The following is a 26,981-nucleotide window of genomic DNA, read 5'->3' on the forward strand; positions in this document are numbered from 1 at the left end:
GTTTGGAAACAAACAGAATGCTATCGCTGCATAGTTGAACAGTGATGTTCAGCAGTGTTCAGCGTAAATGTATCAGAAGGATTTGAGAACGGCATGGCAACCGGCTAGAGCAAGGCTTAGAGTAGCAGTAGCCCCAAGCCTTTTGCTCAAGGAATCTGGCCATGGGATCCCAGGATCACCTCTTGCCTCCAGGAGCAGAGGAGCTGCAATCTGACCGCTCGCCCTCCTCGGAGCAAGTCCTTTTGGAGCTCACCGTTCGGGGATCCCGGCAGCAAGTCTTGCAGGGTTTGCGGGCCTGGCTGGAGCTGAGCTTGCTGACTCCAGAGCACTTTCGCTTGCTGGTGGAGCAGTATCGGCTAGAGGGGGAGGAACCAAGGTCAGCGGCAGTTTCCCCCAGCGACGAGATCCCGGCTCGTCTTGGCTCGGCCTACGTGCTCTGGATTTTGGGTTTGTTTGGCATCTGTGGCCTGCACCGTTTTTATCTGGGCCGCTGGCGGACGGGTTTGCTCTGGCTGTTGACCTTTGGGCTGCTGGGGATCGGTCAGCTCCTGGATTTGATTTGGATCCCGGGGATGGTGCGAGAAAGAAATGCTCGCCTGGCCGGATCTGGGGTTGAGGAACCTGCGGTCGAGGGGGGAGAAGAGCCCCAAGCTGCCCCTCAATCCACTCGCGCTACTCGGACGGAGTCCTTGCCCCCCCCTACCCCGGCGCTGGCTGTTTTGCTGCGGAACTTGCTGTCCGAGCTGAGCGTGGCTTGGCTGTTGCTGCTGGGCCTGTTTTTGGTGGTGGTGTCCTCGGGGGTGCTGGCGGCCAGCCACTGGGAGCAATTTTCTCCAACTGCTCAGTATGGGGTGCTCTTGGCCTATACGGCGGCTTTTGGGGTAGGTGCTGGATGGATCCAACGGCAGGAAGGGCTGCGTCTAACCGGTCAAACCTTGGAGGCTATTGCCCTGCTGCTGGTGCCGGTGAACGTGTGGGCCCTGGATGGGCTGGGGATCCTTTGGGGGATCCGCATCCTGGCGCTGGGCTTGCTGCTGGGGATCCCGTTGACGGCTGAGGGTCGGGTGCGCTCGCTGGGTTCAGGTGCCGGCTTTCGCGACAGCGGTGTGGAGCCCAATGCCTTTTACGGAACCTTGGTGAACTTTTTGGCCCTCTCTGGCTTGCACGCTTTCTGGAGCTTGGGGCCGCAGGAGCTTCGCCCTGCTTTTGTCCTGGGGATCCTGTATCTGGGGATCCTCAGCACCGTGATTTACACCTGGAGCCGCCGGTCTCGGGAATTACGGGGCTCCAAGATCTGGCTAATCGGGGCTGCCGGATCCCTGTTAATCCTACGGGGGCTGCTGTCTGGGCATGTCCAAGTGCCGCAGTTGGGGTTGGCGGTGGCCCTGTTGGGTTGGCTAGCAGCGGAATGGCCCCAGGGATCCCCGGACGTCGTAGCAGAAGGCGCTCAGGAGGGGACGCTCTCCCGCTGGTGGGAGGGGAGCTGGGTGCTGTTGGTGGTGGGCTGGCTGCTGGCTGCCATTGGCTTGGCGGAGAGCCCTTTCAGCGGCTGGCAGTTGCTGGGGATTAGCCTGCTGGGGATCCATGTCTTAATCGGGCGCTTGCGCCGACACACCCAGTCGCCCCAGCGGGACGAAGTCCTTAGGGTGCATTTGACGTTGCTGTTCTTGCTGGGCCTGGAAACTTGCTGGGCTTTTTGGCAGGTGTGGCCAGCAAGCTGGCGGCAAGAGGTTGTAGCTACAGTAACCAACTGGTTTCAGCCCCTTGATTCCCCCTGGGGATTGCTGGGGTTGGTGCTACTGCCCTACGAGGTGCTGTGGTTGGGGTTGGCGGCCCGCTGGCAGAGGAGCACTCCAGAAGCCGGCGAGACAGACTTTTCTGGGCTGGTGGAACCAACAGAGCGCTTGGTTTTGGGGCTAGGGGGATCCCTGCTGCTCTTGAGCCTTCCCTATCCGGCCATTCGCTTTTGGCACTTGCTTTTGAGCGCCGGGATCCTGGCCTGGTGGCTACAACAAAAGTCCAGATCAGGAGAAACTCCCAACTTTCTTTGGGTACTCCTGACCCACGCCTACGGAGTGGGGGCACTGCTAGCCGGGATCCGCTGGCTTTTGCCCGACTTGTTCGCGCCAGCGGTGCGGAGCACTAGCTTGTCCGCTTGGGGAGTGGTTCTGCTGTTGGTGGGTCTATTGGAATGGGCAGGGCGGGTGGCTCTGGGTGGGTCAGGGCGCTTTTGGGGATTGCCCGTGGGGCTGTGGCAGCGAAGTGCAGATGGCATAGGGTCGGTGTTGGTGGGATCCAGCTACTTGGCGTTTTTGCTGCAACGGCTCCCCGAGTTGTCTGCGACGGGTGAACAATCCTTTGGCTGGCTGTGGCTGCTGGTGCCTCTTGTTTTGACGGCAGCTCAGGTATTGGCCCTGCCCCCCCTGGAGTTCATGCCCCGCTGGCTGCAGATCCCAGAGCAAGGGGAGGTGGGATCCCTTTCCTGGCAGCAGGGGATCCCGGAGCGCGGGTCTTTGCGTTTCCCGGCAGTTCTCTCCCTTTTGCTGGCCCAGTTACTCACCTTTGGAAGGCCGGGGGTTGAGTTTCTGGGTCTGGGCTTGGGGTTGCTGCTGATGGCCACTCAGGTGTGGGTGTGGGCCTCTTTCCCCTCCGCCGACCATGAGCTCCACACCGCCAACGCAGTTGTTCCAGCAGAGGTGCTGTTGACAGTGACGTTTGGCTGGGGGTTCGGTCTGGTGGGAATCCATCGGCTGTTCCCCGCTTTAACGGAGTCAGAATGGCTGACGGCCTTGGGGGTGCTGCTGTTGTTCGCGACAGCGGTGCGGAGCACTAGCGGCTGTCGCTACAGCCTAGGGACTCCGTTCCACTACCTCTCTCCCCGCCTTCGGGCAGCTTACCGACCGGTGCTGGATGGCTTTGGCTTTCTGCTGGGGATCGTACTTTTACTTTCCCTAACGTTGCAGACATTGCAGCCAGAAGCAGGTCGCATCGGTGGTGGAAAGTACCTGGATTCCCCAGTGGCTCTGACCCTGGCCTCTGGGACTGTCCTGGTGGCCATTGTTTTGCGGCTTTGGGTGGAAGTGGCTCCCGCTTTTTATCGCGACGGCGGTGTCCATCCTGCTGGCTTGGAGAGCGAAAGCCCGTCTCCTTCCAGGGCGGAGGATGTCTCAACTGGCGGCAGCGGTCAGGAGGCTTCGTCGGCCATCTCATGGTCTGTAATGGAGGGGCTGTCCTATGGGCTGATCTGGGCTTTGGAGCTGTTGGTGGCCAGCAGCCTCTTGTGGGTGGTACAGGGATCCCGTCCTGTTGCCCCTCTGCTTGCCGTCATCAATCTAAGCCTGGGGATCCTCTTTTGGATTGGGCCGGAGAAACTCCTCTTTGAGCGGCCCGATCGCGCTGGTGGGACGGAGTCCTCAGGGGGACAACTCCTGCAGCGGGTCAAGGCTCTGAGTTGCTGGGGGACAGCGCCGCTGATCTATGCCGGCTTGGGCTGGCTGGGATCCCATCTCGAACTCGAATGGAGCGAGCTGACAGGTCTGGGCAGCTTAGGTCTCTCCATCGTGCTGCTGGGCGTGGGGCGCCGACAGTCACCGGAGCAGCACCCCTGTCGCGAACAGGAAGGCCCTCCTCCTACCAACCGGAAGGGGATCCTGGGAGCTTTCGGAATATCGCTGGCGGCCTACGAGAGCTGGGTCTACTTTCTCGGCCAGCAAACTGGGGAATTCTGGGAGGACGAAGCGGCGGTGCTGACAGCTTTGCTAGGGCTGCTCTTGGCAGTGGGCTACCGCCTCTGTCCATCTTGGCTGGTGGCGACCCTGCGGCTGAAAGCGGCCTGGCTGCAGCGGATAGGTGCCGGCAACTGGGGCTTGGCCAGCCTCGCCCTTTGGAGTTTCGCTCTCAGCCCTTGGGGGAAGGGGCTCTGGGTGCTGACGGGATCCGGCCTGGTGGCCTATGCCGCCGGACAGGCGAGAACCTCAACTTCAGAATCTCCGACAGAGCGAAATTGGGCGCCAACGGTCTGGGGTTACCTCAGTGCTTGGCAGGGGGCTGGGGTTCTGCTGGGCAGTGTGTTCCTGGGGCTGCCGCAGCTATCCATAGCGCGATGGGCTGGATCCCTGCTCTGTGGGCTGGGGCTGGTTTACCATGGCTTGCCCTGGCGAGGGTGGGGCTGGCCGTCGGATCCCTGGCACAATACGGCCTTGGTGCTACCCCTGACTGCGTTTCTGGTAACCGGGGGAGGAAACAACACCCTTAATCTGCTGTTGGGGGCAACCTACTATGCTCTGCTGTCCGTCTGGAGATCCCAGGTGCGCCTGGGCTACATCAGCTTGTTTTTGAGCAACTGGATCCTCTGGGATTACATCCAGCAACAGGACTGGTCTTCTCTCACGTTCTCCGCCCTACCCTTGGTGGGATCCCTGCTCTATGTGGCTCAGGTGGATCCGGGATTACAGGAAGCCAGCGGGCGACAGGGGCGACATTGGCTGCGGCTGGTTTCCTTGGGCACATGGCTGCTGGTGGTGATGGTGGAAACCCACGGGCAACTGTGGGCGGGATTTTGGCCGGTGGGGCTTGGCTTAGCTTTGGGTCTGCTGGGCTTGGCCTTGCGGGTAAGAGCTTATCTCTTCGTGGGCACGCTGGCTTTTGGGCTGGGGATCCTGCGGCAGGGATGGCTACTGGTGACAGCTTATTCGCTGCTGTTCTGGGCCACTGGGATCCTGCTGGGCCTGCTCCTCATTTGGACGGCAGCCAATTTTGAACGGCGTCGAGAAGAAGTGGGATCCCACATCTCCGCTTGGCTAGGGCAACTGCAGAGCTGGGAATGAAAGAATCCTGAGTCCAGCCAATCTGAGCAGGATCAACTTGAGGAGGGCTGACCTGTTCGCGACAGCGGTGCGGAGCACTACTGAGGCCCTATCAGAGGAGGCGAACACGCCAGAAAATGGATCGACGAGGAATCGACACTCAACGCGAGTGATGAGAAAACAAGTCGGTAGGGCAGGGGGTATGTCAAACTGAGGCTGGCCTTGCTTTGGAGGATCGGGTCTATTGCTGGGCAACGCTGACCCAAAGGTATCTTCTCAGCCTGGGTGGAAAAAGCTCCTGCGGCAGATCTTGGCTCCTTGGCGGGAGTTCGATGGCATTTTGCTGGCCACAGTGCTGGCCTTGACGGGCATCGGTATTGTTGCTATCCGCAGTGCGGTCTGGGAGCGGCCCATCAGCCACTACTGGGTACAGCAGTTGATCATGGCCGGGATCAGCCTGGCGTTTTTGGGAGTGGTGGCCCGGATTCCATATGAGCGGCTGTTGCGCTGGCACTGGTTCACCTACTTCTTGACCTTGGCGAGTTTAATTGCAGTGCTCTTTTTCGGCACAGCAGGCGGAGGAGCGGAGCGCTGGCTCTCCATCGCCGGCTTTCAGGTGCAGCCTTCTGAGTTTGCCAAGCTGGGGGTAATCATCACCCTGGCCGCTCTCCTGCACCACTGGCCGATCAAATACTTCAGCCAGATTTGGGTGGCCGTTGCCGTCATTGCTCCTCCCTGGATCTTGATTTTCCTGCAGCCCAACCTGGGCACTGCCCTGGTGTTTGTGGTGATTGTCCTGGTCATGCTCTACTGGGCCGGAGCCAAGGGCAGTTGGATCCTCTTGCTCCTGTCGCCGGGGGTGGGAGCCATTCTCTATGGCTTACACACTCGCCCAGAGCTGAGCTGGATGCTTTGGGTTTGGCTGCTCTGGTGTCTGGGAATGGCGGGGTTGGCCGCTTGGCGTCTCCCCTGGCAGTGGACGGGGGCCGTAACTTTTGGGGTAATCAACCTGCTCTCGGGGCAGTTGGGTCAGCTAGCTTGGCACCTTCTCAAGCCCTATCAGCGGCGGCGGCTGGAGATTTTCATCGATCCCATGCAAGAGCCTTGGGGATCCGGCTATCACCTCATTCAATCCCGCATTGCCATCGGGGCCGGTGGCCTCTGGGGACAGGGCATCCAGCAGGGCACCCAAACCCAACTGGACTTTATCCCCGAACAGCACACGGATTTCATTTTCTCCGCCATTGGGGAAGAGATGGGCTTTGTGGGCACCCTGACGGTGCTGATCCTGTTCTGGATCCTGTGTGCGCGGCTGATCTGGATTGCCCAAGGGGCCAAGGACAATTTTGGATCCCTGATCACCATTGGGGTGCTGGCAATGATCCTGTTTCAGGCAGTAGTCAACATCGGCATGACCATCGGCCTGGCCCCCATTACCGGTTTGCCTTTGCCTTTTTTGAGCTATGGCCGCTCGGCTCTGCTGACCAATTTTCTGGCCATCGGCTTGGTGGAGTCGGTGGTGATGCACCGCCAACGTGCCACCTTTTTCACCTGAGCCCTGCCTGGGAATACCCCTGAACCACTTCTCATTCAAAAAATCTTCAGAATCTTTACAATCAATTGAGATTGCCTGCCCATCCCTTGCCCTACCCTCGCCGGGATTTGTATTCTACTGCAATTCCATCCCCTCGCCCTTCTGTGGGCGTTGCAGAACTTCTTTTCCTCACTCATCTTTGACCATGTCTCAACCCGCCCTCGAATCCATCCTGCAGGAAAAGCGCCTTTTCCCCCCGCCCCCTTCGTTTGTGCAACAGGCCCGCATCACCCCCAGTCGCTACCAACAGCTTTGTCAGGAAGCCGAGGCGGATCCCTTAGGTTTTTGGGAACGGCTGGCTCGGCAGGAGTTGCACTGGTTTCAGCCTTGGCAGCAGGTGTTGCACTGGGATCCTCCCCAGGCGCAGTGGTTTGTGGGAGGACAGCTCAACCTCAGCTACAACTGCTTGGATCGCCACCTGGAAAATGGCCGCCGCCACAAACTGGCCCTGATCTGGGAGGGAGAACCGGGGGACATTCGCACCTTGACCTATGAGCAGCTCCATCGCGAGGTCTGCCGTTGGGCCAACGGCCTGAAGGCCCTGGGCATTCAAAAAGGGGATCGGGTGGGGATCTACATGCCGATGATCCCGGAAGCCGTCATGGCCATGCTGGCCTGTGCTCGGCTCGGGGCAGCCCATACGGTGGTGTTTGGGGGCTTTAGCGCGGAGGCTCTCAAGGAGCGGCTGCGGGATGCGGAAGCCAAAGCCGTGATCACCGCCGATGGGGGCTGGCGCAAAGATGCGATTGTCCCCCTCAAGCCGCAGGTGGACTTGGCGCTGGCAGAGGGAGTGCCCACTGTCGAAAACGTCTTGGTGGTGCGGCGGACGGGGCAAGCCGTGCCGATGACCCCAGGCCGAGATGTTTGGTGGCATGAGCTGGCTCCTGGCTTGGAGGAAGCGTGCCCTGCCGAGCCGATGGACTCGGAGGCGATGCTGTTTATCCTCTACACCTCCGGCACCACCGGCAAGCCCAAAGGCGTTGTCCACACCAGCGGCGGCTACAACCTCTACACCCACATCACCTGCCAGTGGATCTTCGATTTGCACGAAGAAGACATCTACTGGTGTACTGCCGATATCGGTTGGATCACGGGACACAGCTACATCGTCTATGGCCCCCTCTCCAACGGGGCAACGGTGTTTATGTACGAAGGGGCGCCGCGACCGTCCAAGCCCGATTGCTTCTGGGAGTTAATCGCCCGTCACCGCATCTCCATTTTTTACACTGCTCCAACGGCCATCCGGGCCTTTATGAGAAGTGGCGACGCCCTGCCCCGTCGGCATGATCTCTCTTCGCTGCGCCTGTTGGGCACGGTTGGCGAGCCGATCAATCCCGAAGCTTGGATGTGGTACCACACCGTCATCGGCAACGAGCGCTGCCCCATTGTGGATACCTGGTGGCAGACCGAAACCGGCGGCATTATGATTTCGCCCTTGCCGGGGGTTACCGCCACCAAGCCGGGATCGGCTACCCGTCCTTTTCCGGGCATTCAAGCAGATGTTGTCGATATGGAGGGGAACCCGGCACCCGAAGGGGGGTATTTGGTGATCCGTCGCCCCTGGCCGGGCATGATGCGCACTATCTATAGAGATCCGCAGCGGTTCCGCACCAGCTACTGGGAGCGGATCCCTCCCCAAGATGGGCAGTATTTCTACTTTGCCGGGGATGGGGCCCGCCGGGATGAAGACGGTTATTTTTGGGTGATGGGCCGGGTGGACGATGTCATCAATGTGGCAGGACATCGCCTCGGCACGATGGAACTTGAATCGGCCTTGGTGTCTCATCCTGCAGTTGCCGAAGCGGCTGTGGTCGGTCGCCCAGATGACCTCAAAGGCGAGGTGATCGTGGCCTTTGTCATCCTGTCGGAGGGCTATGAGCCCAGCGAAGCGCTGCGCCAAGCGTTGATGCAACATGTGGTCTCCGAAATCGGGGCCATTGCCCGCCCCAGCGAAATTCGCTTCACCGAGGCCCTGCCCAAAACCCGCTCCGGCAAGATCATGCGCCGTTTGCTGCGGGATTTGGCGGCTGGCGCCGGCATCAGTGGCGATACCTCCACCCTCGAAGATCGCGGGGTGCTAGAACGGCTGCGCCAAGGGGTATGAGCCGACCACAACCCCGCACTAAGATGAGGACATTGAGTCCTGGGTTGTGAAGTCTTCATGTTGCCTCTGGATCCCACCCTGTACTTCGACCACAGCGCCACCACTCCGCCTCGGCCTGAGGTGATCGAGGCCATGCAGATGGCGATGCAGGAAAGCTGGGGCAACCCCTCCAGCTTGCACGGGTGGGGAGAACGGGCCGCCATGGCCATGGAGCGGGCGCGGCAGCAGGTGGCCGAGCTGCTTAACTGTGAGCCGGAGGCGCTGCTGTTTACCTCAGGCGGGACGGAGTCCAACAACCTGGCCCTGTTTGGGGTGGCCCAGCGCTACTCTACTCCCCAACATCTCATCATCTCCAGCGTCGAGCACGCCTCGGTGGAGAATGCTGCCCGCCAGTTGCAGTCCCAAGGCTGGCAGGTCACCCGTCTGCTGGTGAACGCCGCCGGCCAGGTGGATCCCCAGACTTTGATCCAGGCGCTGCAACCCAATACCGTTTTGGTCTCCATCGTCCACGGCCAAAATGAGGTGGGATCCCTGCAGCCCATTGCAGAGCTGGGTCAGATCTGTCGCCAGGCGGGGGTGCTCTTCCACACCGACGCTGTGCAGACGGTGGGGCGGATCCCGCTGGATCTGGCGCAACTGCCGGTGGATCTGCTCTCCCTTTCCGGGCATAAACTCTACGGGCCCCAGGGGGTGGGGGCGCTGTACGTGCGCCCAGGGGTGGAGCTGCGACCGCTGCTGCGGGGGGGTGGGCAAGAACGGCGGCTGCGGGCTGGCACCCAAGGGATCCCGGGCATTGTCGGCTTGGGAGTGGCGGCGGCTCTGGCGGCCCAGGAGCTGTCCCAAGAAACGGCCCGCCTACGGCAATTGCAACGGCATTTGGCCCAGTTGCTGGCGGAGGTGCCCGGTTTGCGGCTGACCGGCCCTGTGGATTTGGAGCAGCGTCTGCCCCACCACCTCAGCTACTGCACCGCAGGGGGGATCCCCGGGAATGTGCTGGTCAGGGCTCTGAGCCGCCAGGGGATCGCCATTAGCGCCGGCTCCGCCTGTAGCAGCGGCCAACTGATCCCCAGCCGCATCCTCTTGGCCATGGGCTATTCGGAAGCCGAGGCACTGGGATCCATTCGCCTTAGCCTTGGCAAAGCCACCACCTACGCTGCGGTCGAGTATGTAGCCCGATGTCTGCAGGCAGTAATTGCCTCGACCTCCGAATCCGGATCCCTGGAGGATGGGGCAACTCAATCCCCGTTGTCGGTTCCTGTCGCGTAGCCGGATCGAAGGTTGGGCAGGCTGGGTTAAGGTGATAGAGAGTTAAAGGGCTGGTCGCTATGGCTGAGATGAGTCCGTATCAGGTGTTGGGAATTAGCGAAGAAGCCTCCTTTGAAGAAATTCAATCGGCGCGGGCTAGGCTCCTGGCCAGCTTGGGCGCGGACGAACAGCAGCAGGAGCGGGTGGAGCAAGCCTACGATGCCATCCTGATGCAGCGCCTGCGCCTGCGCAAAGAGGGCAAAATCGCCGTTCCCGACCGCATTCGCTACGCCGAACAACGGGCTGCCCATCCTGAGCCGGAGCTGAGTTTGCCTCGCCCTGCTGCCCAAAATCCCCCCTGGGTCAGCCGCTGGTTGGATACCCCCTCTACCGCCGATGCCCTCTGGCCTGCGGCGCTGCTGGGTGGACTGGTGGGTTGGGTTATCTTGGCTCCCGATGAGTACCCCTCGCTGCAACTGGCCTTGGGGCTGATGGCTTGTATCTATTTCCTGTACCGCAAAGAGCGCCGCTTCATTCGCGCTTTTCTCTTGGCTCTGGCGGCCTTGAGCCTGGGGCTGATGTTGGCCTACGGCATTGCCCTTCCCCTCACCGGTGGCGATGCTCCTGGCGCGCTGTTGGTGGGGATCACGTTTGCGGTGATGTGGTTGGTGACCAGCTTTTTGCGCTAGCTGCCGGTTTGCGACAGATATTCAACCTGGAACCTCACCTGCCAAACCGCCGCTGCCGCGACTGATAGCTAAGCAAGGCTTGGTGAAAAGCGGCTCGGTCAAAATCCGGCCAGAGAATGGGGGTGAAATACTGCTCGGTGTAGGCCATCTGCCAGAGCAGGAAGTTGCTGATGCGCATCTCGCCACTGGTGCGGATCAGCAGGTCAGGATCGGAGAGGCCGGTGGTGTAGAGAAATTGGGAAAAGAGGGCCTCGTCAATCTGATCCGGCTGCAGCAGCCCCTGCTGCACCAAGGTGGCAATGGAGCGGCAGGCCTGCAGGATCTCCTGTCTTCCCCCGTAGTTGAGGGCCACCGTCAGGCAAATGCCCTTGTTGTGCTGGGTGCATTCCACCGCATGCACGATGGTTTCCTGCAGAGAGTGGGGCAGAGCCGACAACTGGCCGGCAAACTGGATGCGCACCCCCTGCTGCACCATTTCCCCCAACTCCCGCCACAGCACCTGTTCGAACAACGTCATGAGGAAATCCACTTCCTCGCGGGCACGGCCCCAGTTCTCGGTGGAGAAGGCATAGGCGGTAAGGGCCGGGATCCCCCAATCATTGCAACAGCGCAGCAGCTCCTTCAGGGCCGATACCCCTCGCTGATGCCCAACGCTGCGGGGTAAACCCCGTTTTTGCGCCCAACGCCCGTTGCCATCCATCACCACCGCCACATGGCGGGGCAACAACTGGGGATCCAGGTCGGCAGGCAAGTGCAGAAGATGGGCAGGAGAAAGGGTCATGGGGATCAGTCTTTCGGGAGGGTTTTCTCAGGTTTGCGAAAGAGTTTAGTTAGATCGGAGAGGGATCCCCACCAGCGCAGCGGCCCATTGCGAAACCAGGGGTAGGCCCACAATCCCCGTAGCGGAGCATCTCGTTTTTTGGCATCGCGGGGATTGCGCAACCGCTGTACCAGCAGCTCGTGTAACTTGGCACTGGTCAGAGGTCGCTCGATGCGCCCACCCTCCGCCAGCGAGATGCAGCCCGTTTCTTCTGAGACCACAATACACAAGCAATTGGTCTGTTCTGTGATCCCCATCGCAGCACGGTGCCGTGTGCCCAGTTGCCGAGAGGCGGCCCGCTCCGAAACCGGTAGGATTACCCCCGCTGCGCGAATGCGATCCCGATGGATGACCACAGCCCCATCATGCAACAAAGTTGAAGTCTGGAAAATGGTCTGCAGGATCTCCCGCGACACCCGCGCCTGCAGAGGTACCCCTTTGTCGGTAAAGACCCGCGAGTCAATCGGCTGCTCTGGCTCGATGACAATCAGCGCTCCTGTGCGGTTTTGGGAAAGTTCTCGCACCGCTTGCACCAGTTCTTCCACCAAATCTTCCTCAGGATCCTCCTCGTCGTCGCCTGCGTTGCTTGGCCACTCCATGCGGATAGCTCTTGCCAGTTGCTCCAGCAGCCGGCGAAACTCCGGTTGAAAGAGCACGCCCATGGCTACGGCTGCGCCCAGGAGCAGGCGATCCAAGATCAGGTGAACCAAGGGCAGAGAGGCTGTGGCCAGGTACAGCACCAACAGCACTATAAATCCCCGCACCAGCACCCCAGCACGACTCTCGCGGGTGTAATAGAGAGCCAAGGCCAACAGAAAGACGGCCAGAGCCCAGTCCAAGAGGCTGAGAAAGTTAAACTGCTGTAGCCAAGCCCATAAGGCCGCCAGCATGGCGAAAAACCCCGTTCACGCTCCCCTCATTGCGGGCCTTCTGACTGTGCCGTTCTGTACCTCAGAACCTCTCAACTCCAGAACCCTTGTTGACTGCGGCCCCCAGACCAGCCTACCACTCACCTCCTGGCCATCTTCCAGTCTTTCCCGCGTGAGGTGCGTTGGCTGTGGTCGGCGTTGCCAGGGAAGGCTGTGCTTCTACTTAGCCCAGATGGGTATGGGCGATCCTCCCCTTCAACGCAGCAACCGCTCCGGCAGAACATCCTGACGGATTAGGTCGGCATAAGTTTCTCGCCGCACAATCAACTGGGCCTCTCCCTCGTTGACCAGCACCGCGGCTGGCCGAGGGAAGCGATTGTAATTGGAAGCCATGCTGTAGTTGTAGGCCCCCGTCGCCAAAACCACCAACACTTCTCCTGCCATTGGAGCGGGCAGAAGCACATCCTTCAACAGCACATCCCCCGACTCGCAGTGTTTGCCGGCCACCGTTACCCGCTGCGTGGCCTCTGCCTCTGGTCGGTTGGCCAGAAGGGCGGTATAGCGGGCTTGGTAGGTGATCGGGCGGGGGTTGTCGGACATACCACCGTCGATGGTGATGTAGGTGCGTCCTTGGGGCAGGTCATCACTGGGAGGGATCCGCTTTTGCCCCCCCAGGGTGTAGGCGGTCACGGCAGCCGGCCCAATCACAGATCGTCCGGGCTCACAGAGCACTTTCGGCAGAGGGATCCCAGCCTGGGCAAAGGCTTGTTGCACCGCCGTCGCCACAGTTTCCACCCACTCCGGGATGGAGGGGGGATCATCGGATTCGACATAGCGGATCCCCAGGCCCCCACCCACATTGAGCTCTTGTAGGGGCAACCCTCTGTCCAGCCCTTGCCGCCAGATCTGGGCCAGCACCCCCGCCAGGTCTCGGTGGCCCTGCAGATCAAAAATCTGCGACCCAATGTGGGCGTGGAGCCCGACGCACTGCAACTGAGGATGGGCGGCCAAAAAATCCAGCACTTCCGGCAATTGCCATCGCCCGATGCCGAATTTGCTGTCGGTTTGCCCGGTACGAATGTACTCGTGGGTGTGGACGTCGATACCGGGGTTAACCCGCAGGAGCAGCCGCGCTGGCCGTTCGGGTGTGGCCAGGGCCGAGACCTGCTGCAGCTCGTACAGGCTATCCGCCACCACAGTACAGCCTGTCTCCAGGGCTAAGTTCAGCTCCTCAAGAGACTTGGCGTTGCCGTGCAGATAGAGATCTTCACCTTTGGCCCCCGCCTGCAGGGCTGTGTACAGCTCCCCGCCGGAAGCCACATCCAACCCCAGCCCTTCTTGCAGAGCCAGAGCACAAATGGCCAGGCAGTTCCAGGCTTTCGTGGCGTACAAAACCCGGGATCCCCCGGCGTAGCAGCGGGCCCAGGTGTCGCGGTAAAGCTGGCAGGCGCGGCGCAGCGTCCACTCGTCCAGGATGTAGAGAGGGGATCCGAACTGGCGCACCAGCTCCACCACGTCGCACCCCCCAATTTCCAAGTGCCCCCGGCTGTTGATACGGCTGGTCAAGGGGCGCAAAGACTGGTTGGGGGAAAGGGTCTGCTCTGGATGGGTGGGAGTGCCGAGGGTCGAAATCATGGTCAGGGGCCGAAGGACTGTTTTCAACGATATCAAGTTCCGCGTTCAGCTTGTCTTGAAAAATGTCCAGCCCCGACCCGATCCGGCTTTTTCCGGCAGCTTCCCTCTGTAGCCAGCTCTGGCGCCACCTCATTGTCTGCACGAGGATCCGATGGCTTCCCAGCTCTGGCCTCTCGATTAAGGCGGCTGATGATGGGAGCAGGTCTGATTTGGGCAACACCTTCTGCTATGATGAAAGACCGGTGTCAATGGGTCGATGCCCGAGGGGTTAAAGGGGGCGGACTGTAAATCCGCTGGCTTACGCCTACGTTGGTTCGAATCCAACTCGGCCCACCATCGGCTTTGCCCACGTGGCTCAGTGGTAGAGCACCCCCTTGGTAAGGGGGAGGTCACGAGTTCGATCCTCGTCGTGGGCTTGGCAATTTAGAGATAATCTTCAGCCGATAGTGCCAACGGCAACTGCCTCGCCGGTCAACGAAAAAGCCCGCGTGGCGGTAATGCGCACCGGCACCAGGGATCCCTTCAGTTGCTCTGGATCCCCTTCGAAGAACACCAAGCGATTGCCGCGGGTACGCCCCATCGCCTGGCGGGGGTTTTTCGGGTTGGGGCCTTCCACCAGCACCTCTTGCACCTGGCCTAAGAGTCGGGCGCTGCGAGCGGCAGCCACCTCGGCCACCAGTCGGTTCAGCCGTTGCAGGCGGTCGCTTTTTTCCTCCTCGGGCACCTGGTCGGGCCACTCGGCGGCAGGGGTGCCGGGACGGGGGGAGTAGGCAGCAGTGTTCACTTGGTCAAAGCCGATATCCTGCACCAGTTGCAGGGTTTCTTGGAACTGGGCTTCTGTTTCTCCCGGAAAGCCGACAATGGCATCGGCGCTGATGGCCGCTTCGGGCATGTATTGGCGGATGAGCTGGATGATCTGGCGATAGCGCTCGTGGGTGTAGCCGCGCCGCATCCGCTTGAGCACTTCGTTGCTGCCCGCCTGGAAGGGGATGTGGAAGTGCTCGCAGACTTTGGGCAGCTCGGCGCAGGTGGCGATCAGCTCCTCGGTAAAGTAGCGCGGGTGGCTGGTGGCAAAGCGGATCCGCTCAATGCCTGCCACCGAATGGACGAAGCGCAACAGGCTGGCCAGGTTGGTTTTGGGATCCAGATCCCGTCCGTAGGCGTCGATGTTCTGCCCTAGCAACGTCACCTCGCGGTAGCCCGCTCTGGCCACGTCTTCGATTTCGGCGCGAATGGCCTGGGGCTGTCGGGACTGCTCTTGCCCTCGCACCCGCGGCACGATGCAGTAGGTACAACGCTCGTTGCAACCGTAGATAACGTTGATCCAAGCAGTGACCTGGCTGTCGCGGCGGGGCTTGGTGATGTCTTCTGGGATCTCAACCGGCTCGGTGGCCACCACCTGGTTTCCGGCTTCCACCTGCGCCAACAGATCCCCAAGGCGGTTCACGTACTGGGGGCCCATGACCAGATCCAGCTCAGGGACGCGGCGCAACAATTTTTCCCCTTCCTGCTGGGCCACACAGCCGGCCACAATGAGCTTGATGGCCGGGTTTTTGCGCTTGCGCTGCGCCTGGATGCCCAGGTAGGAATAGACCTTTTGCTCAGCATTGTCGCGGATGGTGCAGGTGTTGTAGAGAACTAAGTCCGCCTGCAACTCATCTTCGGTGGCCACATACCCCAGGGACTCCAGGATCCCGGCCATGCGCTCGGTATCGGCGCGGTTCATTTGGCAGCCGAAGGTGATGGTGTAATAGGTGGGAGCAGCCATGGGAAGTAACAGCACAAAGAACCACCATCTTCGAGCTTAGCGGATCCTTAAAAATGGCTGAGGGGTTTGAGACTGCAACGGTTAGTCTAGATAAAAGTTCCTACACCGGCAAAGGCTCATGTTGCCCAAGCATCGTCCCAAGCAACTGTCGCTGGGCCCTCTGGAGTCGGAAATCTTGGACATCCTCTGGGATCTGGGCAGTGCCAGCACCCGTCAAATCCACGAGCGCATCTTGGCCGATCCGGATCGGGAGCTGGCCTATGCCTCTGTGACTACAGTTTTGCAGCGCTTAAGCCAGAAGGGCTGGGTGAGCTGTGAGCGCCGCACCGATCCCCAAGGGCGGAATCTGCCCATGCTGTGGCGGCCTCGTCTTTCGCGTCAGGAAGCGGCCAGCCTCAGGGCCTTCACCCACCTGCAGCAGTTTTTGGCTGTAGGGGATCCCGATACGGTGGCAGCCTTTGCCGATAGCCTGGATCAGGCCAGTGTGTCCCAGTTGCAGGCGATTGCCGAACGGCTGCGGGCAGCCCGTCAAGCCAGGAGGGATCCGCGATGAGCCACTTGGGCATGTTACTGCTGGGCTTGGGCCTCAGTTGCCTGTGGCGAGCCCAGGTGCGCCTGGACAGGAGTGGGGGATGGGGCCGACGTTGGCAGCGGGCTTGGATCCACTTCTTGCTGCCCCCGCTGCTGTTGCTGACCACTGCTTTGGCCTTGGCCTGGATGGGGCCGTGGGGACAAATGGCCGGGGTGGGGGGCTGGTTCTGCTACGGCTGTGCTCTGCTGTTGCTGGCCGTGGCCGGCGGCGTGGCCTTGCACTGGATTTGGGAATACTGGCGCTCCTATCGACGTGCCCATCTGCAAGCTTTAGCCCATGTGGATTTGCATGGCTCTCCGGCCTATGTGCTGGATTTGGAGGTCCCTTTTGCTGCCCAAGTGGGGGTGTGGAATGCCCAGTTGGTGGTCAGCCGCGGCCTGCTGGAGCAGTTGGATGATGAGCACTTGCGGGCTGTAATCGCTCACGAAGAAGCCCATCGCCACTACCGCGACACCCTGTGGATGTTTGGGGTGGGCTGGCTGCGACGCCTCACCGGCTGGCTGCCCAACACCGAGGCCCTCTGGCAGGAATTGCTCACTCTGCGGGAACTGCGGGCGGATCGCTGGGCGGCCCAACGGGTGGATCCCTTGTTGTTGGGAGAGGCCCTGCTGCAGGTGGTGGGCTATGGCGTGGTGGAGCAACCGGCGGCGGCCTGGGTTGGCTTTGCAATGGCCGTGAGTTCAGACTCAGGGCAACGGCTGCAGGAGCGTATCGATGCCCTGCTGCAGCAGGCAGAGTCAGGGCCCGTCGATCCCCTACCCCATTCTTCTTCCATTCGGGGTTGGGCCTGGTTGGGGTTGTCCCTATTGCCTTTGCTGGCGATCCCGTTCCATACCTGAAGATTGACGGCGATTCCTCAACCAAATTGTCCTTGGGTTGGGGAAGCGAGCTTGAAAAAAAACCACCAGTTGACGCCCAAAGCCTGAGATCTGCTTTGCAAGCAGAATGGGATACTCTAGGTCAGGTTTTCTGGACTTCTAGGGACTTACAGCAGTGCAAACCAACTCTTCCCTTTCTGAGGCGACCGGGTCGGCGTGTGATCCCCTCACGCGGGCGCAGATCCTCATCGAGGCTTTACCCTACATTCAGCAGTACCAGGGCCGCGTTATTGTCATCAAATACGGCGGCGCAGCCATGGTGCACCAAGAGCGACGGGCCGAGGTGCTCCGAGACATCGTCTTTCTGGCCTGTGTGGGGATCCGCCCGGTGTTGGTGCATGGGGGGGGGCCGGAGATCAACAGTTGGCTACAAAAACTGGACATTCCCTTCAAGTTTGTGGATGGCTTGCGGGTTACCGATGCCGCCACCATGGAAGTAGTGGAGATGGTGTTGGTGGGCAAGGTCAACAAGCAGATCGTGCAGCTCATCAGCTTGGCCGGCGGATCGGCGGTGGGGCTGTGCGGGCGGGATGGCAACTTGATCAAAGCGCGATCCCAGGGCCGGGCAGAGATCGGCTTTGTTGGGGAAGTGAGCAGCATCAACCCCCAGTTGCTGCAAACCCTGTTGGAAGGTGGACAGATTCCGGTGATCTCCAGCGTGGCTGCCGATGAGACAGGCCAAGCCTACAACATCAACGCCGATACGGTGGCGGGAGAACTGGCGGCTGCTCTGGGGGCAGAAAAGCTGATTTTGCTCACCGACACCCCTGGCATTCTCAAAGATCCTCAGGATCGCAGCTCTCTGATTACGTTGCTGGATATCGAGACGGCTCGCCAGTTGATCCAAGCCGGTGTCGTCAAGGGCGGCATGATCCCGAAGGTGCAGTGTTGCATTCGCGCCTTGGCACAAGGGGTACGGGCAGCCCACATTCTGGATGGGGGATCCCCTCACTCTCTGCTGCTGGAGATTTTGACCGATGCCGGGGTGGGCACCAAGCTGGTTCCTTCTCAGTTTTCCGCTCAGTTGGAAGGACTGAACAACGGATCCCGCTAAGCTTCCTTGATAAAGCGAAGAATCTCCCGCACATGGCCGAGAAACTGGCTATCCACACTGAGCTGAGCCACAGCTTGGTGGGTCTCCTGGCGCAATTGCCTGTGCTCCAGCTCGTTGCTGGCCCGGAACTGTTCCAGTTGGGCTTTGAGCGCGGCCAGCTCCTGCCGCAGGTAGCGCCGGGTTTCTTCCTCCTGTTGGGCCCAAGAACCGGGCTTGCCGGGATCCCATTGCTCCTGCAACTGCTCGACTTGGCGTGTCAACTGCTTTATCCGCTCGGCCAACTCGATGGCATCTTCGCGAGGGATCTGGATTTGCCCTTGCAACTGGGCCAAGCGGTCGGCCAAATACTCGTAGCCCCGGATGGCCGGGCGCAGAGCCGTTAACAACACCGCAGCCACGGCGCTGGGGTAGCCAATGGGGGTGACTTGCCCAACGGCCAAGCCATAGAAAGCCAGAGCCGACAGCCCATGCAGGGCAATGGCCACGCGCAACGACCAGCGGCTGAGCTTTTGTAGGAAAGCCAAGGTTGAATCTTCCACCGGGATCCCTCGTTCCTGAGACACAACCGCCTCCTGCTGAACGGCCTTGGCCTGAAAGTAGAGGTTCCAGGGAAGGGTGACGATCACCACCAGCCACCAAAAGCTGGCGATCCCAATGGCCCAATCGGCCAGCTCCCCAATAGGTAGCCCAAAAGCCCGCAACAGGCCAAACAGGATCCCGCCGCCGATCAACAACAGCAGCCCCGCCACCCAAACTGGGAAAAAGATTTTCGAGTAAGACACGGAGTAAGAGGTTGAGTAAGACATTGCCGGTTTCTCCTCATCAAGCTGCCTACAGCCTGCCCGAACCGAGCGGCCAGAAGCTCCTGAAGCGGCCAGTTTTCCGTCCGTCCCAGAGCCATTAGGGGTGCAGCTATAGCCATTCCCAATGGCGAGGAAACCCTTGCGGATCCCAAACTCCCTCTCCCTCAGGGAGAGCGCTTAGAGTAGATCAGTGCTCTCTATGAGTTGTCTTTGTTGTTCTCGGGTGTAAGCCTGTGAGCCTTGCCGCCTCTCCCCCCGCTGCCGATCTCAGTAGGGATCCCCGCCCTCGGCGAGCCAGCGATTGGCGGCTGCTGCGGCTGCTCTGGCCCTATGCCCGTCGGCACCTCAGGCTGGTGTTGGCGGCCTTGGCCTTTCTGCCCCCTTTGGCCTTGGCAGATGCGGTGCAGCCTCTGATCCTACAGCGGGCTCTGGATGGCCCCATTGCCCGAGCGCTGGAACGAGGTGAGGCCGGGATCCTCTCCGACCTTTGGCCCTATGTGGGGCTGTTGATCCTAACGGTACTGGTTCGCTGGCTCTTCCAAGCCCTGGAAGGGTATGTCAGCCAAAAGCTGGGGCAGTTGATGACCCGCGACATCCGCGACGATCTCTTCGCCCACATTCTGGCCTTGCCGGCTCAGTTTTTCGACCGCACCCCGGTGGGTAAGCTGATCACCCGCATCACCAGCGACGTGGAAGCCTTGGGGGATGTCTTTTCCACCGGTGCCGTCGGCATTGTCAGCGACCTGTTTACTCTGGGGGTGATCGCGGTGGTCATGCTCAGCCAACGCTGGGATCTGGGCTTGCTGCTAATCCTCATCGTCCTGCCCATCAGCGCTGTTGTCCTCGAGTTGCAGCGCCGCTTTCGGGATGCCAACTTTCGCGTGCGCGAAGAACTCTCCAAGCTGAACTCCTGGATCCAGGAGAACATCTTGGGCATTACCGTGGTGCAACTGTTTCGGCGGGAGCGGCTCAATAGCGAGATTTTTCAAACCATGAACCGCCGCTACATCCGGGAAGTGGATCAAACCATCCTTTATGATTCTGCCCTTTCTGCCGTTTTGGAGTGGGTGTCTTGGCTGGCCGTGGCGGCTTTGCTCTGGGTGGGCGGGCAGCAGGTGATGTCAGCCGGTAGGGGCTCACTTGGAGGGGGATGGACGGGATCCCTGCCCCTGCCCAGGGAACCCCTCACCTTCGGTAGCCTCTACGCCTTTATTCTCTTTTCACAACGGTTTTTTAACCCGCTGCGGCAGTTGGCGGAAAAGTTCACCGCCCTGCAGGCGGGGTTCACCGCCGTCGAGCGCATCGATGCCATCCTCAGCCTGCCGGTCGCCATCCGGGATCCCGCTCAGCCCCGCCACCTACCCCCCGATGCTAAGGGAGAGGTGCAGTTTGAGCACGTCTGGTTTGCCTACAACCCCGGGGAGTGGGTGCTCAAAGACCTCACCTTCACCATCCGCCCCGGAGAAAAAGTGGCCCTGGTGGGGCCCACGGGAGCCGGGAAAAGCTCCATCATTCGCTTGCTCTGCCGTCTCTACGACGTAACCCAGGGATCTATTCGCATTGACGGCGTTGATATTCGCGATCTCCCCCAGGCTGAGCTGCACCGCCACCTAGGGGTAATCCTGCAGGATGGATTTTTGTTTTCCGGGGATATCCAGCAAAACATCACCCTAGGAGAGAAGGCAGATCTAGCGGCAGTGGAGCAGGTCGCCCGCCAACTCAACCTGCATGACTTCATCCGCGATTTGCCCCAAGGCTACGCCACCCCCGTGCGGGAGCGAGGCAACAACCTCTCCAGCGGCCAAAAACAGCTCATCAGCTTTGTGCGGGCCATGTGGCGGGATCCGAAAATCTTGGTCTTGGATGAGGCCACGGCCAGCCTGGATGTGGGCACCGAAGCGCTCCTGCAATCGGCTCTAGACACCCTGCTGCAGGATCGCACCGCCCTGATCATCGCCCACCGCCTTTCCACCATCCGCAATGTGGATCGCATTTTGGTTCTGCAGCGGGGGGAACTCAAGGAGCAGGGATCCCATGCCGAGCTTATGGCCCTCAGCGGGCTCTATGCCAGCCTCTATCGGCTGCAAGATCTGGGCGGCTAGCAGGGTGCTTCTGCCCAACCGTCAGCGACTGGCGCCAAAGCGAGACCGAATTGCCTTTAGGGTGGTGAAGCTGGCATCCGCGAACGCGATGCGAGCCTTGCAGAGTAACAGATTGCCGTTATCCACGGCAGTGTCTCTCAAGCTGGCCAAACCATCGCTGGCCTGCACCAGGGCACGGCGGCCCCAGCTAGAGAAATTTTTGCTGAGGGTGTTGATCAAGCGTTCCATAGGGATTGGACATTCCGCTCCTTGTCTTCCACCTAGCCTACTCCCCCAGCCGCAGGTATCCACAGAGGGCCATCAAGAAAATTGTTTGTTACAGATTGTTAAAAACTTGCCGTCAAGCCGGCAGACTGGCTATGATAGGCCCCAAGTTTGGCAAGCAATTCAAAGAAAGCGGTTAGCCATGAATCATCGGCCAGAGGTAGTGGAAGGCACAGAGTCCAAGCAGAAGGTGACCCTGTATCTCTCACCTGAGCTGCACCGGAATCTGAAGATTCGGGCTGCCGTGGAGCGGGAGCCGATGTCGGCAGTGGCAGAGAAGGCCATTACCTTCTATCTGCTTCACCCAGAGGTCATTGAAGGGGTACAAGGTAGCGCCTATCGTGTCCATCAATGTCCCAAGTGTAGTCACCCATTTGTTATCCGCGATGGAGAGGTGGTTTCCCTGCACCAGACATCGGCTGCCGAAGCCATCCTTGAAGAGGTGGAGCCAGAATACTGGGGATCGGCTGCTGGCTCGGAAGAGCAACGGCAGGATGCTCTGGTACCCTGCTAGAACGCTCCCAAGCGGGCCCCCTTCAGGAACTTGAGCTGATAGGAGCAGACAGCAACACAGAAGGCTTCTAAAATCCTCTCAAAATCCATCCAACAAGGGCGTACTCCCAAGTGCAATCCAATACCTAGGCAACTCGAACCCCATTTTTCAACCGTTCTGGCGGCTCCTGAAATTTCCCCTCTGCAGTTGGTGTTTCCCATGCAAGAGCTAAGCATCCTCATTCAAGCTCAATACCCACTGCTGTACCTGCTGACTCCAGAGGAGGAACGGGCAGAAGCGGCTCTGGCAGCAATTGCCCGCACCCTTAAGCCTCAGCGTCGCCTATTCATTTGGACAGTTACCCACGGCATCGTCGAATACGGCAACCCCCGCAGCCTCACCCAGCACAACACCCAATCCCCCCAGCCCGCCATCCAGTGGGTAATGGAGCAAAAGGATCCCGCCATCTGCGTCTTCAAAGACCTACATGACTTCTTGGACAACACCGAGGTGAAGCGCTGGCTGCGGGATGCTATTGCCAGCCTGAAGGGATCCCACAAAACCATCCTGCTCATGTCGCCGGTGCAGGTGATCCCGGTCGAGCTGGAGAAAGACATTTGCGTAGTGGACTTCCCCCTGCCGGACATGGCCACATTGGAGCGCGCCCTCAACCGCCAGCTGGAGCAGATCCCGCGCTCCCTGCCTTTGGCTCCTGATACCCGCGAAAAGTTGCTCAAGGCGGCCCTGGGCCTAACGCAGGACGAGGCAGAAAAAGTCTACCGCAAGGCTGTGGTGATGCATGGTCGCCTCACCGAGGCAGAAGTAGACATCATCCTCTCTGAGAAGAAGCAACTGATCCGGCGCAACGGCATTCTCGAGTTTATCGAAGAGGATGAGACCATCGACGCCGTGGGCGGTCTGGAAGAACTGAAGCGCTGGTTGCTGCAACGCTCTGAAGCTTTTACCGAGCGGGCCCGCGCCTATGGACTGCCCCAACCCAAGGGTATGCTGATCCTGGGCGTGCCTGGCTGCGGTAAGTCGCTGATCGCCAAGACCACTGCCCGTCTCTGGGGCCTGCCCCTGCTGCGTCTGGACATGGGCCGCGTTTATGATGGCTCCATGGTGGGCAAATCGGAAGCAAATCTGCGTAGTGCCCTGCGGACTGCTGAATCTCTTGCCCCTGCTATCCTTTTCATCGACGAGCTGGACAAAGCCTTTGCCGGGTCAGCAGGCTCCAGCGATTCCGACGGGGGCACCTCTAGCCGCATCTTTGGCTCCTTCCTGACCTGGATGCAGGAGAAACGCTCGCCGGTTTTTGTCATGGCCACGGCCAACCGTGTGGATCGTCTGCCGGGCGAATTCTTGCGCAAGGGCCGTTTTGACGAGATTTTCTTCGTGGATCTCCCCAACATCAACGAGCGGATGGAGATTTTCGAGATCCACCTGAAGAAGCGGCGGCGCGACATCAGCCGCTTTGATCTGCGCCAGTTGGCCGCAGCCTGTGAAGGCTTCTCCGGCGCGGAGATCGAACAAGTTTTGATTGCTGCCATGTACGAAGCGTTTGCCCAGAACCGCGAATTTACCCAACTGGACATTTTGGCAGCAACAAAAGCAACTCAACCGCTATCTCGCACCATGACGGAGCAAGTGGTAGCGTTGAGGGAATGGGCCCAGCAGCGGGCTCGGCCTGCAGCGGCCTCTGTAGCCGAGTACCAGCGGCTGGAGTTCTAGGAGGAGGTGAGGATCCAAAGCTACCTTGACAGAAGCAGGGACGGCAGGGCCCAAACCTTCCCCAAAGAACAGTGCCCATTGTTTGTGTCGATGTTCCAACCTCTATACAAAGGAGAGAAACACCATGTCTCATTTTAGCACCCTGCGTACCAAAATCACTGACGGTCAAGTCCTGATCAACTCTCTGCGCGATCTCGGCTACACCGTTAAGCTGAACGCCGACGTGCGTGGCTACAACGGCCAGCGTGTTCGCGCTGACATCGTGGCTCAGTTGGAAGGCGACTACGACCTGGGCTGGTCGAAGAATCCCGACGGTTCCTACGACCTGATCGCCGATCTGTGGGGCGTGGCCAAGAAGCACAACCAAACCGAGTTGATCAACTCCATCAACCAAAAGTACGCCGTCAACAAGACCTTGGCCGAGGTGAAGCGTCCTGGCCTGAACAACGCCAACGTTAAAGTGGTGGTGCACTAAGCCGGATCCTGTCTCGCCATCGCTGCAGCGATCTACACCGACTAAAGTTAGGAGGGGCTGAATCCAGCCCCTACTTTTTGGCTTGGTTTTTGGATTGGAGGGGCTGCGACCCGAAGGAGGAACCTACGCTTCTGTGAGAGCGGCAATGCCGGGCAGCACCTTCCCTTCCAATAGCTCCAGGCTGGCTCCGCCACCGGTGGAGATATGGGTCATTTTGTCGGCCAGGCCCACTTTTTCCACGGCAGCCACCGAGTCTCCCCCGCCGATGATGGTGGTGGCTCCCGCTTGAGTGAGATCGGCCAGGGTGCGGGCAATGGCTTCTGTGCCCAGGGCAAAGCGGTCAAACTCAAAGACGCCCATCGGCCCGTTCCAGACCACGGTTTGGCACCCCTGCAGGGCAGCCTGGAAGGCTTTGATCGATTCCGGGCCGATGTCCAAGCCCATCCAATCCTCGGGGATGGCGTGGATGGAAACGGTCTGGGCCTGGGCATCTTTGTCAAACCTATCGGCTACCACCACATCCACCGGCAGCAGCAGCTCCACCCCCCGCTCTTTGGCTTTTTCCATCAGGGAGCGGGCCAGATCCAGCTTGTCGGTTTCCACCAAAGACTTGCCGGTTTGGATCCCTTGGGCTTGGTAAAAGGTAAAGATCATGCCGCCGCCCAGCAGGAGCTTGTCCACTTTTTCCAGGAGCCGCTCAATGACGCCGATCTTAGTGGAGACTTTGGAGCCGCCGATGATGGCCGCCAAGGGGCGCCGCGGATTCTCGATGGCGCCCGAAAGAAACTGCAGCTCCTTTTCCACCAGGTAGCCGGCCACAGCAGGCTGGAGGTAGGCGGTGACGCCGGCAGTGGAGGCGTGGGCGCGGTGGGCGCTGCCAAAGGCGTCGTTGACAAACAGGTCGGCCAGTGAGGCCAGCTTGCGGGCAAATTCCGGGTCGTTGTCCTCCTCTTCTGGGTAGAAGCGGACGTTTTCCAGCAGGGCCACCTGGCCGTTTTCCAGGCGGTTCACTACCGCCTCGGCCTCAGGGCCGATGCAGTCGGGGGCAAAGGCAACCGGCTGGCCCAGCAATTGAGAAAGACGGGTGGCTACGGGGGCCAGGCTATTGCCCTCGCGGGCGACCTTAACCGCGCCTGTCTCTTTGTCCTTCTTGACGGGGCGGCCCAGGTGGCTGGTGAGGATCACTTTGGCGCCTGCCTGGGTGAGGGCCTGGATGGTGGGCAGGGAGGCGCGAATGCGGGTGTCGTCGGTGATGTTGCCCTGGGGATCCAACGGGACGTTGAAGTCGGCGCGCACCAGCACGCGCTTGCCGTTTAAATCGAAGCCAGATGACAGCAGGGATCCCAGTGTTTGTTTGGCCATCGTTGTTTTCCCCCGGACTGCAGAAAATCTTTATTTTTTCTTCCGTATGTATCCTACCAGCGATTGGGATCCCGGCAGTGAGACAGATGGGCTTCGGGATCCCCTTGTTCCGCTGCTTTTGCTGGGTCGGCCTTCCGTCTGCCCCTTGGCCCCGGCAATTGTAACGGTTTGCAAATAGAATAAAAATGTTGCTTTGTCGTTACCCTCATGCGTGTTGCCATTGCTGGTGGCGGGCTGGCCGGGCTGGCCTGTGCCAAGTATCTCTGCGATGCCGGGCATCAACCGCTCCTCTTTGAGCGGCGGGATGTTTTGGGTGGCCTGGTGGCTGCCTGGAAAGATGCCGACGGCGACTGGATCGAGACGGGGCTGCACAACTTTTTTGGCGCATACCCCAACACGTTGCAGCTGTTCCGGGAGCTGGGCATCTCCGATCGCCTGCAGTGGAAGGAACACAGCTTGATTTTCAACCAGCCGGACAAGCCGGGCACCTATTCCCGCTTTGACCTGCCGGATATTCCCGCTCCTTTCAACGCCATTGTCGGCATCTTGCGCAACAACGACATGCTCACCTGGGGGGAAAAGGTGAAGTTTGCCCTGGGGCTGGTGCCGGCCATGATTCGCGGCCAGCGCTATGTGGAGCAGATGGATCGCTATAGCCTCTTGGAATGGCTGCGGCGGCAGGGTATTGACGAGCGGGTCAACACCGATATTTTCATTGCCGTCTCCAAGGCCCTGGCCTTCATCAACCCGGAGGAGATCTCGGCCATGGTGCCCCTGACGGCCTTGAACCGCTTTTTGCAGCAAAAAGATGGCTCTAGGATTGCCTACCTAGACGGCGCTCCCCCAGAGCGGCTCTGCCAGCCGATGGTGGACTACATTGTCGCCCGTGGGGGGGAGGTTCATCTAAACGCGGCGTTGCAGGACATTCGTCTCAACCTCGATAACAGCGTGGCCGGGTTTTGCTTAGCCACCCCCTCTGGGCCGGTGGAGGTGACTGCCGATGCCTATGTCTCGGCCCTTTCGGTGGATGCCCTCAAGGAGCTGTTGCCGCCCCAATGGCAAGGGATCCCCTATTTTCAGCAGCTCCAGGAACTGGAAGGGGTGCCGGTGATCAGCCTGCAGATCTGGTTTGACCGCAAGCTCACCCACATCGATCACTCCCTGTTTTCCCGCTCGCCGCTGTTGAGCGTGTACGCCGACATGAGCAACACCTGCCGTGCCTACGCCGATCCGGAGCGATCGATGTTGGAACTGGTGCTGGCCCCTGCCGCCGAGTGGATTGAACGCAGCGACGAGGAGATCTTGGCCGCCACGCTGGAGGAGTTGAAAAAACTCTTTCCCCAGCACCTCACCGGCCCCAACCCCGCTCGCGTGCGCAAATGGGTGGTGGTGAAAACGCCGCGCTCGGTTTACAAGGCCACCCCCGGCAGACAGCAATATCGTCCCACCCAAGTTACCCCCATTCCCAACTTCTTCTTGGCGGGCAGCTACACCCTACAGCCGTTCCTGGGCAGCATGGAGGGAGCGATTCTCTCCGGCAAATGGGCGGCTGAAGCCATCAACCAAGGGATCCCGTTTCAACCTGCCTCTGTCTCGGCCTCGACTTTGGCAGCAGCGGGGGTCTAGGTCGTGTTGATCTTATGTTAGGATAGAGAGAGTAATTTATAGAGGAAAGAGGATGAAGTTGGTTTTTTTAGA

The 26,981-nt window shown here is 60.1% G+C and carries 20 protein-coding genes and 2 tRNA genes; 15 read left to right on the top strand and 7 right to left on the bottom strand.

Annotation, left to right across the window (positions count from 1 at the left end; all coding sequences use genetic code 11):
* Nucleotides 1-161 precede the first annotated feature (161 nt).
* From NW842_RS10800 to NW842_RS10820, 5 genes are all read left to right on the top strand, one after another.
* Entirely contained in the window at nucleotides 162-4,826 is a 4,665-nt protein-coding gene (locus NW842_RS10800; protein ID WP_414418017.1) for an NINE protein, read from the top strand.
* A 223-nt stretch (nucleotides 4,827-5,049) separates the two neighbouring features.
* Nucleotides 5,050-6,360: a rod shape-determining protein RodA gene (rodA, locus tag NW842_RS10805; protein ID WP_414418018.1), complete on the top strand. Its 1,311-nt coding sequence runs from the start codon at nucleotides 5,050-5,052 to the stop codon at nucleotides 6,358-6,360.
* A 184-nt stretch (nucleotides 6,361-6,544) separates the two neighbouring features.
* Nucleotides 6,545-8,503 (top strand): acetate--CoA ligase, encoded by a 1,959-nt coding sequence (gene acs / locus NW842_RS10810; protein WP_414373677.1) that lies wholly within the window; start codon nucleotides 6,545-6,547, stop codon nucleotides 8,501-8,503.
* 57 nt (nucleotides 8,504-8,560) lie between these two features.
* Nucleotides 8,561-9,769, top strand: coding sequence for a cysteine desulfurase family protein (locus tag NW842_RS10815; protein ID WP_414373675.1), 1,209 nt, complete (start codon nucleotides 8,561-8,563; stop codon nucleotides 9,767-9,769).
* Between the two features lie 68 nt (nucleotides 9,770-9,837).
* The gene (locus NW842_RS10820) at nucleotides 9,838-10,437 is read left to right on the top strand and encodes a CPP1-like family protein (protein WP_414373673.1); all 600 of its coding nucleotides are present in this window, start codon (nucleotides 9,838-9,840) and stop codon (nucleotides 10,435-10,437) included.
* 34 nt (nucleotides 10,438-10,471) lie between these two features.
* Here NW842_RS10820 and NW842_RS10825 read toward each other — a convergent pair whose 3' ends face one another.
* From NW842_RS10825 to lysA, 3 genes are all read right to left on the bottom strand, one after another.
* Complete coding sequence (locus tag NW842_RS10825) at nucleotides 10,472-11,218, bottom strand: isoprenyl transferase (protein ID WP_414355703.1); 747 nt, start codon at nucleotides 11,216-11,218, stop codon at nucleotides 10,472-10,474.
* 5 nt (nucleotides 11,219-11,223) lie between these two features.
* Nucleotides 11,224-12,147: a diadenylate cyclase CdaA gene (cdaA, locus tag NW842_RS10830; protein ID WP_414355704.1), complete on the bottom strand. Its 924-nt coding sequence runs from the start codon at nucleotides 12,145-12,147 to the stop codon at nucleotides 11,224-11,226.
* 234 nt (nucleotides 12,148-12,381) lie between these two features.
* On the bottom strand, nucleotides 12,382-13,761 hold the full coding sequence (lysA, locus tag NW842_RS10835) for a diaminopimelate decarboxylase (RefSeq protein ID WP_414355719.1): 1,380 nt from the start codon (nucleotides 13,759-13,761) through the stop codon (nucleotides 12,382-12,384).
* A gap of 250 nt (nucleotides 13,762-14,011) precedes the next feature.
* Between lysA and NW842_RS10840 the strand changes: the two genes are divergently transcribed.
* Nucleotides 14,012-14,097, top strand: a tRNA-Tyr gene (locus tag NW842_RS10840).
* Between the two features lie 8 nt (nucleotides 14,098-14,105).
* A tRNA-Thr gene (locus NW842_RS10845) sits at nucleotides 14,106-14,177 on the top strand.
* Between the two features lie 20 nt (nucleotides 14,178-14,197).
* Here NW842_RS10845 and miaB read toward each other — a convergent pair.
* Entirely contained in the window at nucleotides 14,198-15,529 is a 1,332-nt protein-coding gene (gene miaB, locus NW842_RS10850) for a tRNA (N6-isopentenyl adenosine(37)-C2)-methylthiotransferase MiaB (RefSeq protein ID WP_414373671.1), read from the bottom strand.
* Between the two features lie 118 nt (nucleotides 15,530-15,647).
* On the opposite strand from miaB, the gene NW842_RS10855 reads away from it, so the two are divergent.
* The 3 genes from NW842_RS10855 to argB all read left to right on the top strand — a co-directional run bounded on the left by NW842_RS10855 (nucleotide 15,648) and on the right by argB (nucleotide 18,053).
* On the top strand, nucleotides 15,648-16,082 hold the full coding sequence (locus NW842_RS10855) for a BlaI/MecI/CopY family transcriptional regulator (RefSeq protein WP_011433287.1): 435 nt from the start codon (nucleotides 15,648-15,650) through the stop codon (nucleotides 16,080-16,082).
* Complete coding sequence (locus NW842_RS10860; protein WP_414418019.1) at nucleotides 16,079-16,960, top strand: M56 family metallopeptidase; 882 nt, start codon at nucleotides 16,079-16,081, stop codon at nucleotides 16,958-16,960. The genes NW842_RS10855 and NW842_RS10860 overlap by 4 nt, the downstream gene beginning before the upstream one ends.
* Before the next feature lie 154 nt (nucleotides 16,961-17,114).
* A complete protein-coding gene (argB, locus tag NW842_RS10865; RefSeq protein ID WP_414373667.1) occupies nucleotides 17,115-18,053 on the top strand; it encodes an acetylglutamate kinase in 939 nt (312 codons plus the stop codon).
* On the opposite strand, the gene NW842_RS10870 is transcribed toward argB, so the two are convergent.
* Complete coding sequence (locus NW842_RS10870) at nucleotides 18,050-18,835, bottom strand: hypothetical protein (RefSeq protein ID WP_414418020.1); 786 nt, start codon at nucleotides 18,833-18,835, stop codon at nucleotides 18,050-18,052. The two genes, argB and NW842_RS10870, sit on opposite strands and share 4 nt — an antisense overlap.
* Before the next feature lie 254 nt (nucleotides 18,836-19,089).
* Between NW842_RS10870 and NW842_RS10875 the strand changes: the two genes are divergently transcribed.
* Nucleotides 19,090-20,958: an ABC transporter ATP-binding protein gene (locus tag NW842_RS10875; protein ID WP_414418021.1), complete on the top strand. Its 1,869-nt coding sequence runs from the start codon at nucleotides 19,090-19,092 to the stop codon at nucleotides 20,956-20,958.
* Between the two features lie 21 nt (nucleotides 20,959-20,979).
* On the opposite strand, the gene NW842_RS10880 is transcribed toward NW842_RS10875, so the two are convergent.
* Entirely contained in the window at nucleotides 20,980-21,186 is a 207-nt protein-coding gene (locus NW842_RS10880; protein WP_041436551.1) for a hypothetical protein, read from the bottom strand.
* A gap of 178 nt (nucleotides 21,187-21,364) precedes the next feature.
* On the opposite strand from NW842_RS10880, the gene NW842_RS10885 reads away from it, so the two are divergent.
* From NW842_RS10885 to NW842_RS10895, 3 genes are all read left to right on the top strand, one after another.
* The gene (locus NW842_RS10885) at nucleotides 21,365-21,736 is read left to right on the top strand and encodes a hypothetical protein (protein ID WP_041436554.1); all 372 of its coding nucleotides are present in this window, start codon (nucleotides 21,365-21,367) and stop codon (nucleotides 21,734-21,736) included.
* 198 nt (nucleotides 21,737-21,934) lie between these two features.
* Nucleotides 21,935-23,446, top strand: coding sequence for an AAA family ATPase (locus NW842_RS10890; protein ID WP_414355710.1), 1,512 nt, complete (start codon nucleotides 21,935-21,937; stop codon nucleotides 23,444-23,446).
* Nucleotides 23,447-23,570: 124 nt separating this feature from the next.
* Complete coding sequence (locus NW842_RS10895; protein WP_011433295.1) at nucleotides 23,571-23,921, top strand: DUF1257 domain-containing protein; 351 nt, start codon at nucleotides 23,571-23,573, stop codon at nucleotides 23,919-23,921.
* Between the two features lie 123 nt (nucleotides 23,922-24,044).
* On the opposite strand, the gene NW842_RS10900 is transcribed toward NW842_RS10895, so the two are convergent.
* Entirely contained in the window at nucleotides 24,045-25,283 is a 1,239-nt protein-coding gene (locus NW842_RS10900) for a phosphoglycerate kinase (RefSeq protein ID WP_414350812.1), read from the bottom strand.
* 207 nt (nucleotides 25,284-25,490) lie between these two features.
* Between NW842_RS10900 and pds the strand changes: the two genes are divergently transcribed.
* A complete protein-coding gene (gene pds / locus NW842_RS10905; protein WP_414373663.1) occupies nucleotides 25,491-26,909 on the top strand; it encodes a 15-cis-phytoene desaturase in 1,419 nt (472 codons plus the stop codon).
* The last annotated feature ends 72 nt before the right edge of the window (nucleotides 26,910-26,981 follow it).

Source organism: Synechococcus sp. R55.4, assembly GCF_047461935.1.
In the GTDB taxonomy this organism is placed as follows: domain Bacteria; phylum Cyanobacteriota; class Cyanobacteriia; order Thermostichales; family Thermostichaceae; genus Thermostichus.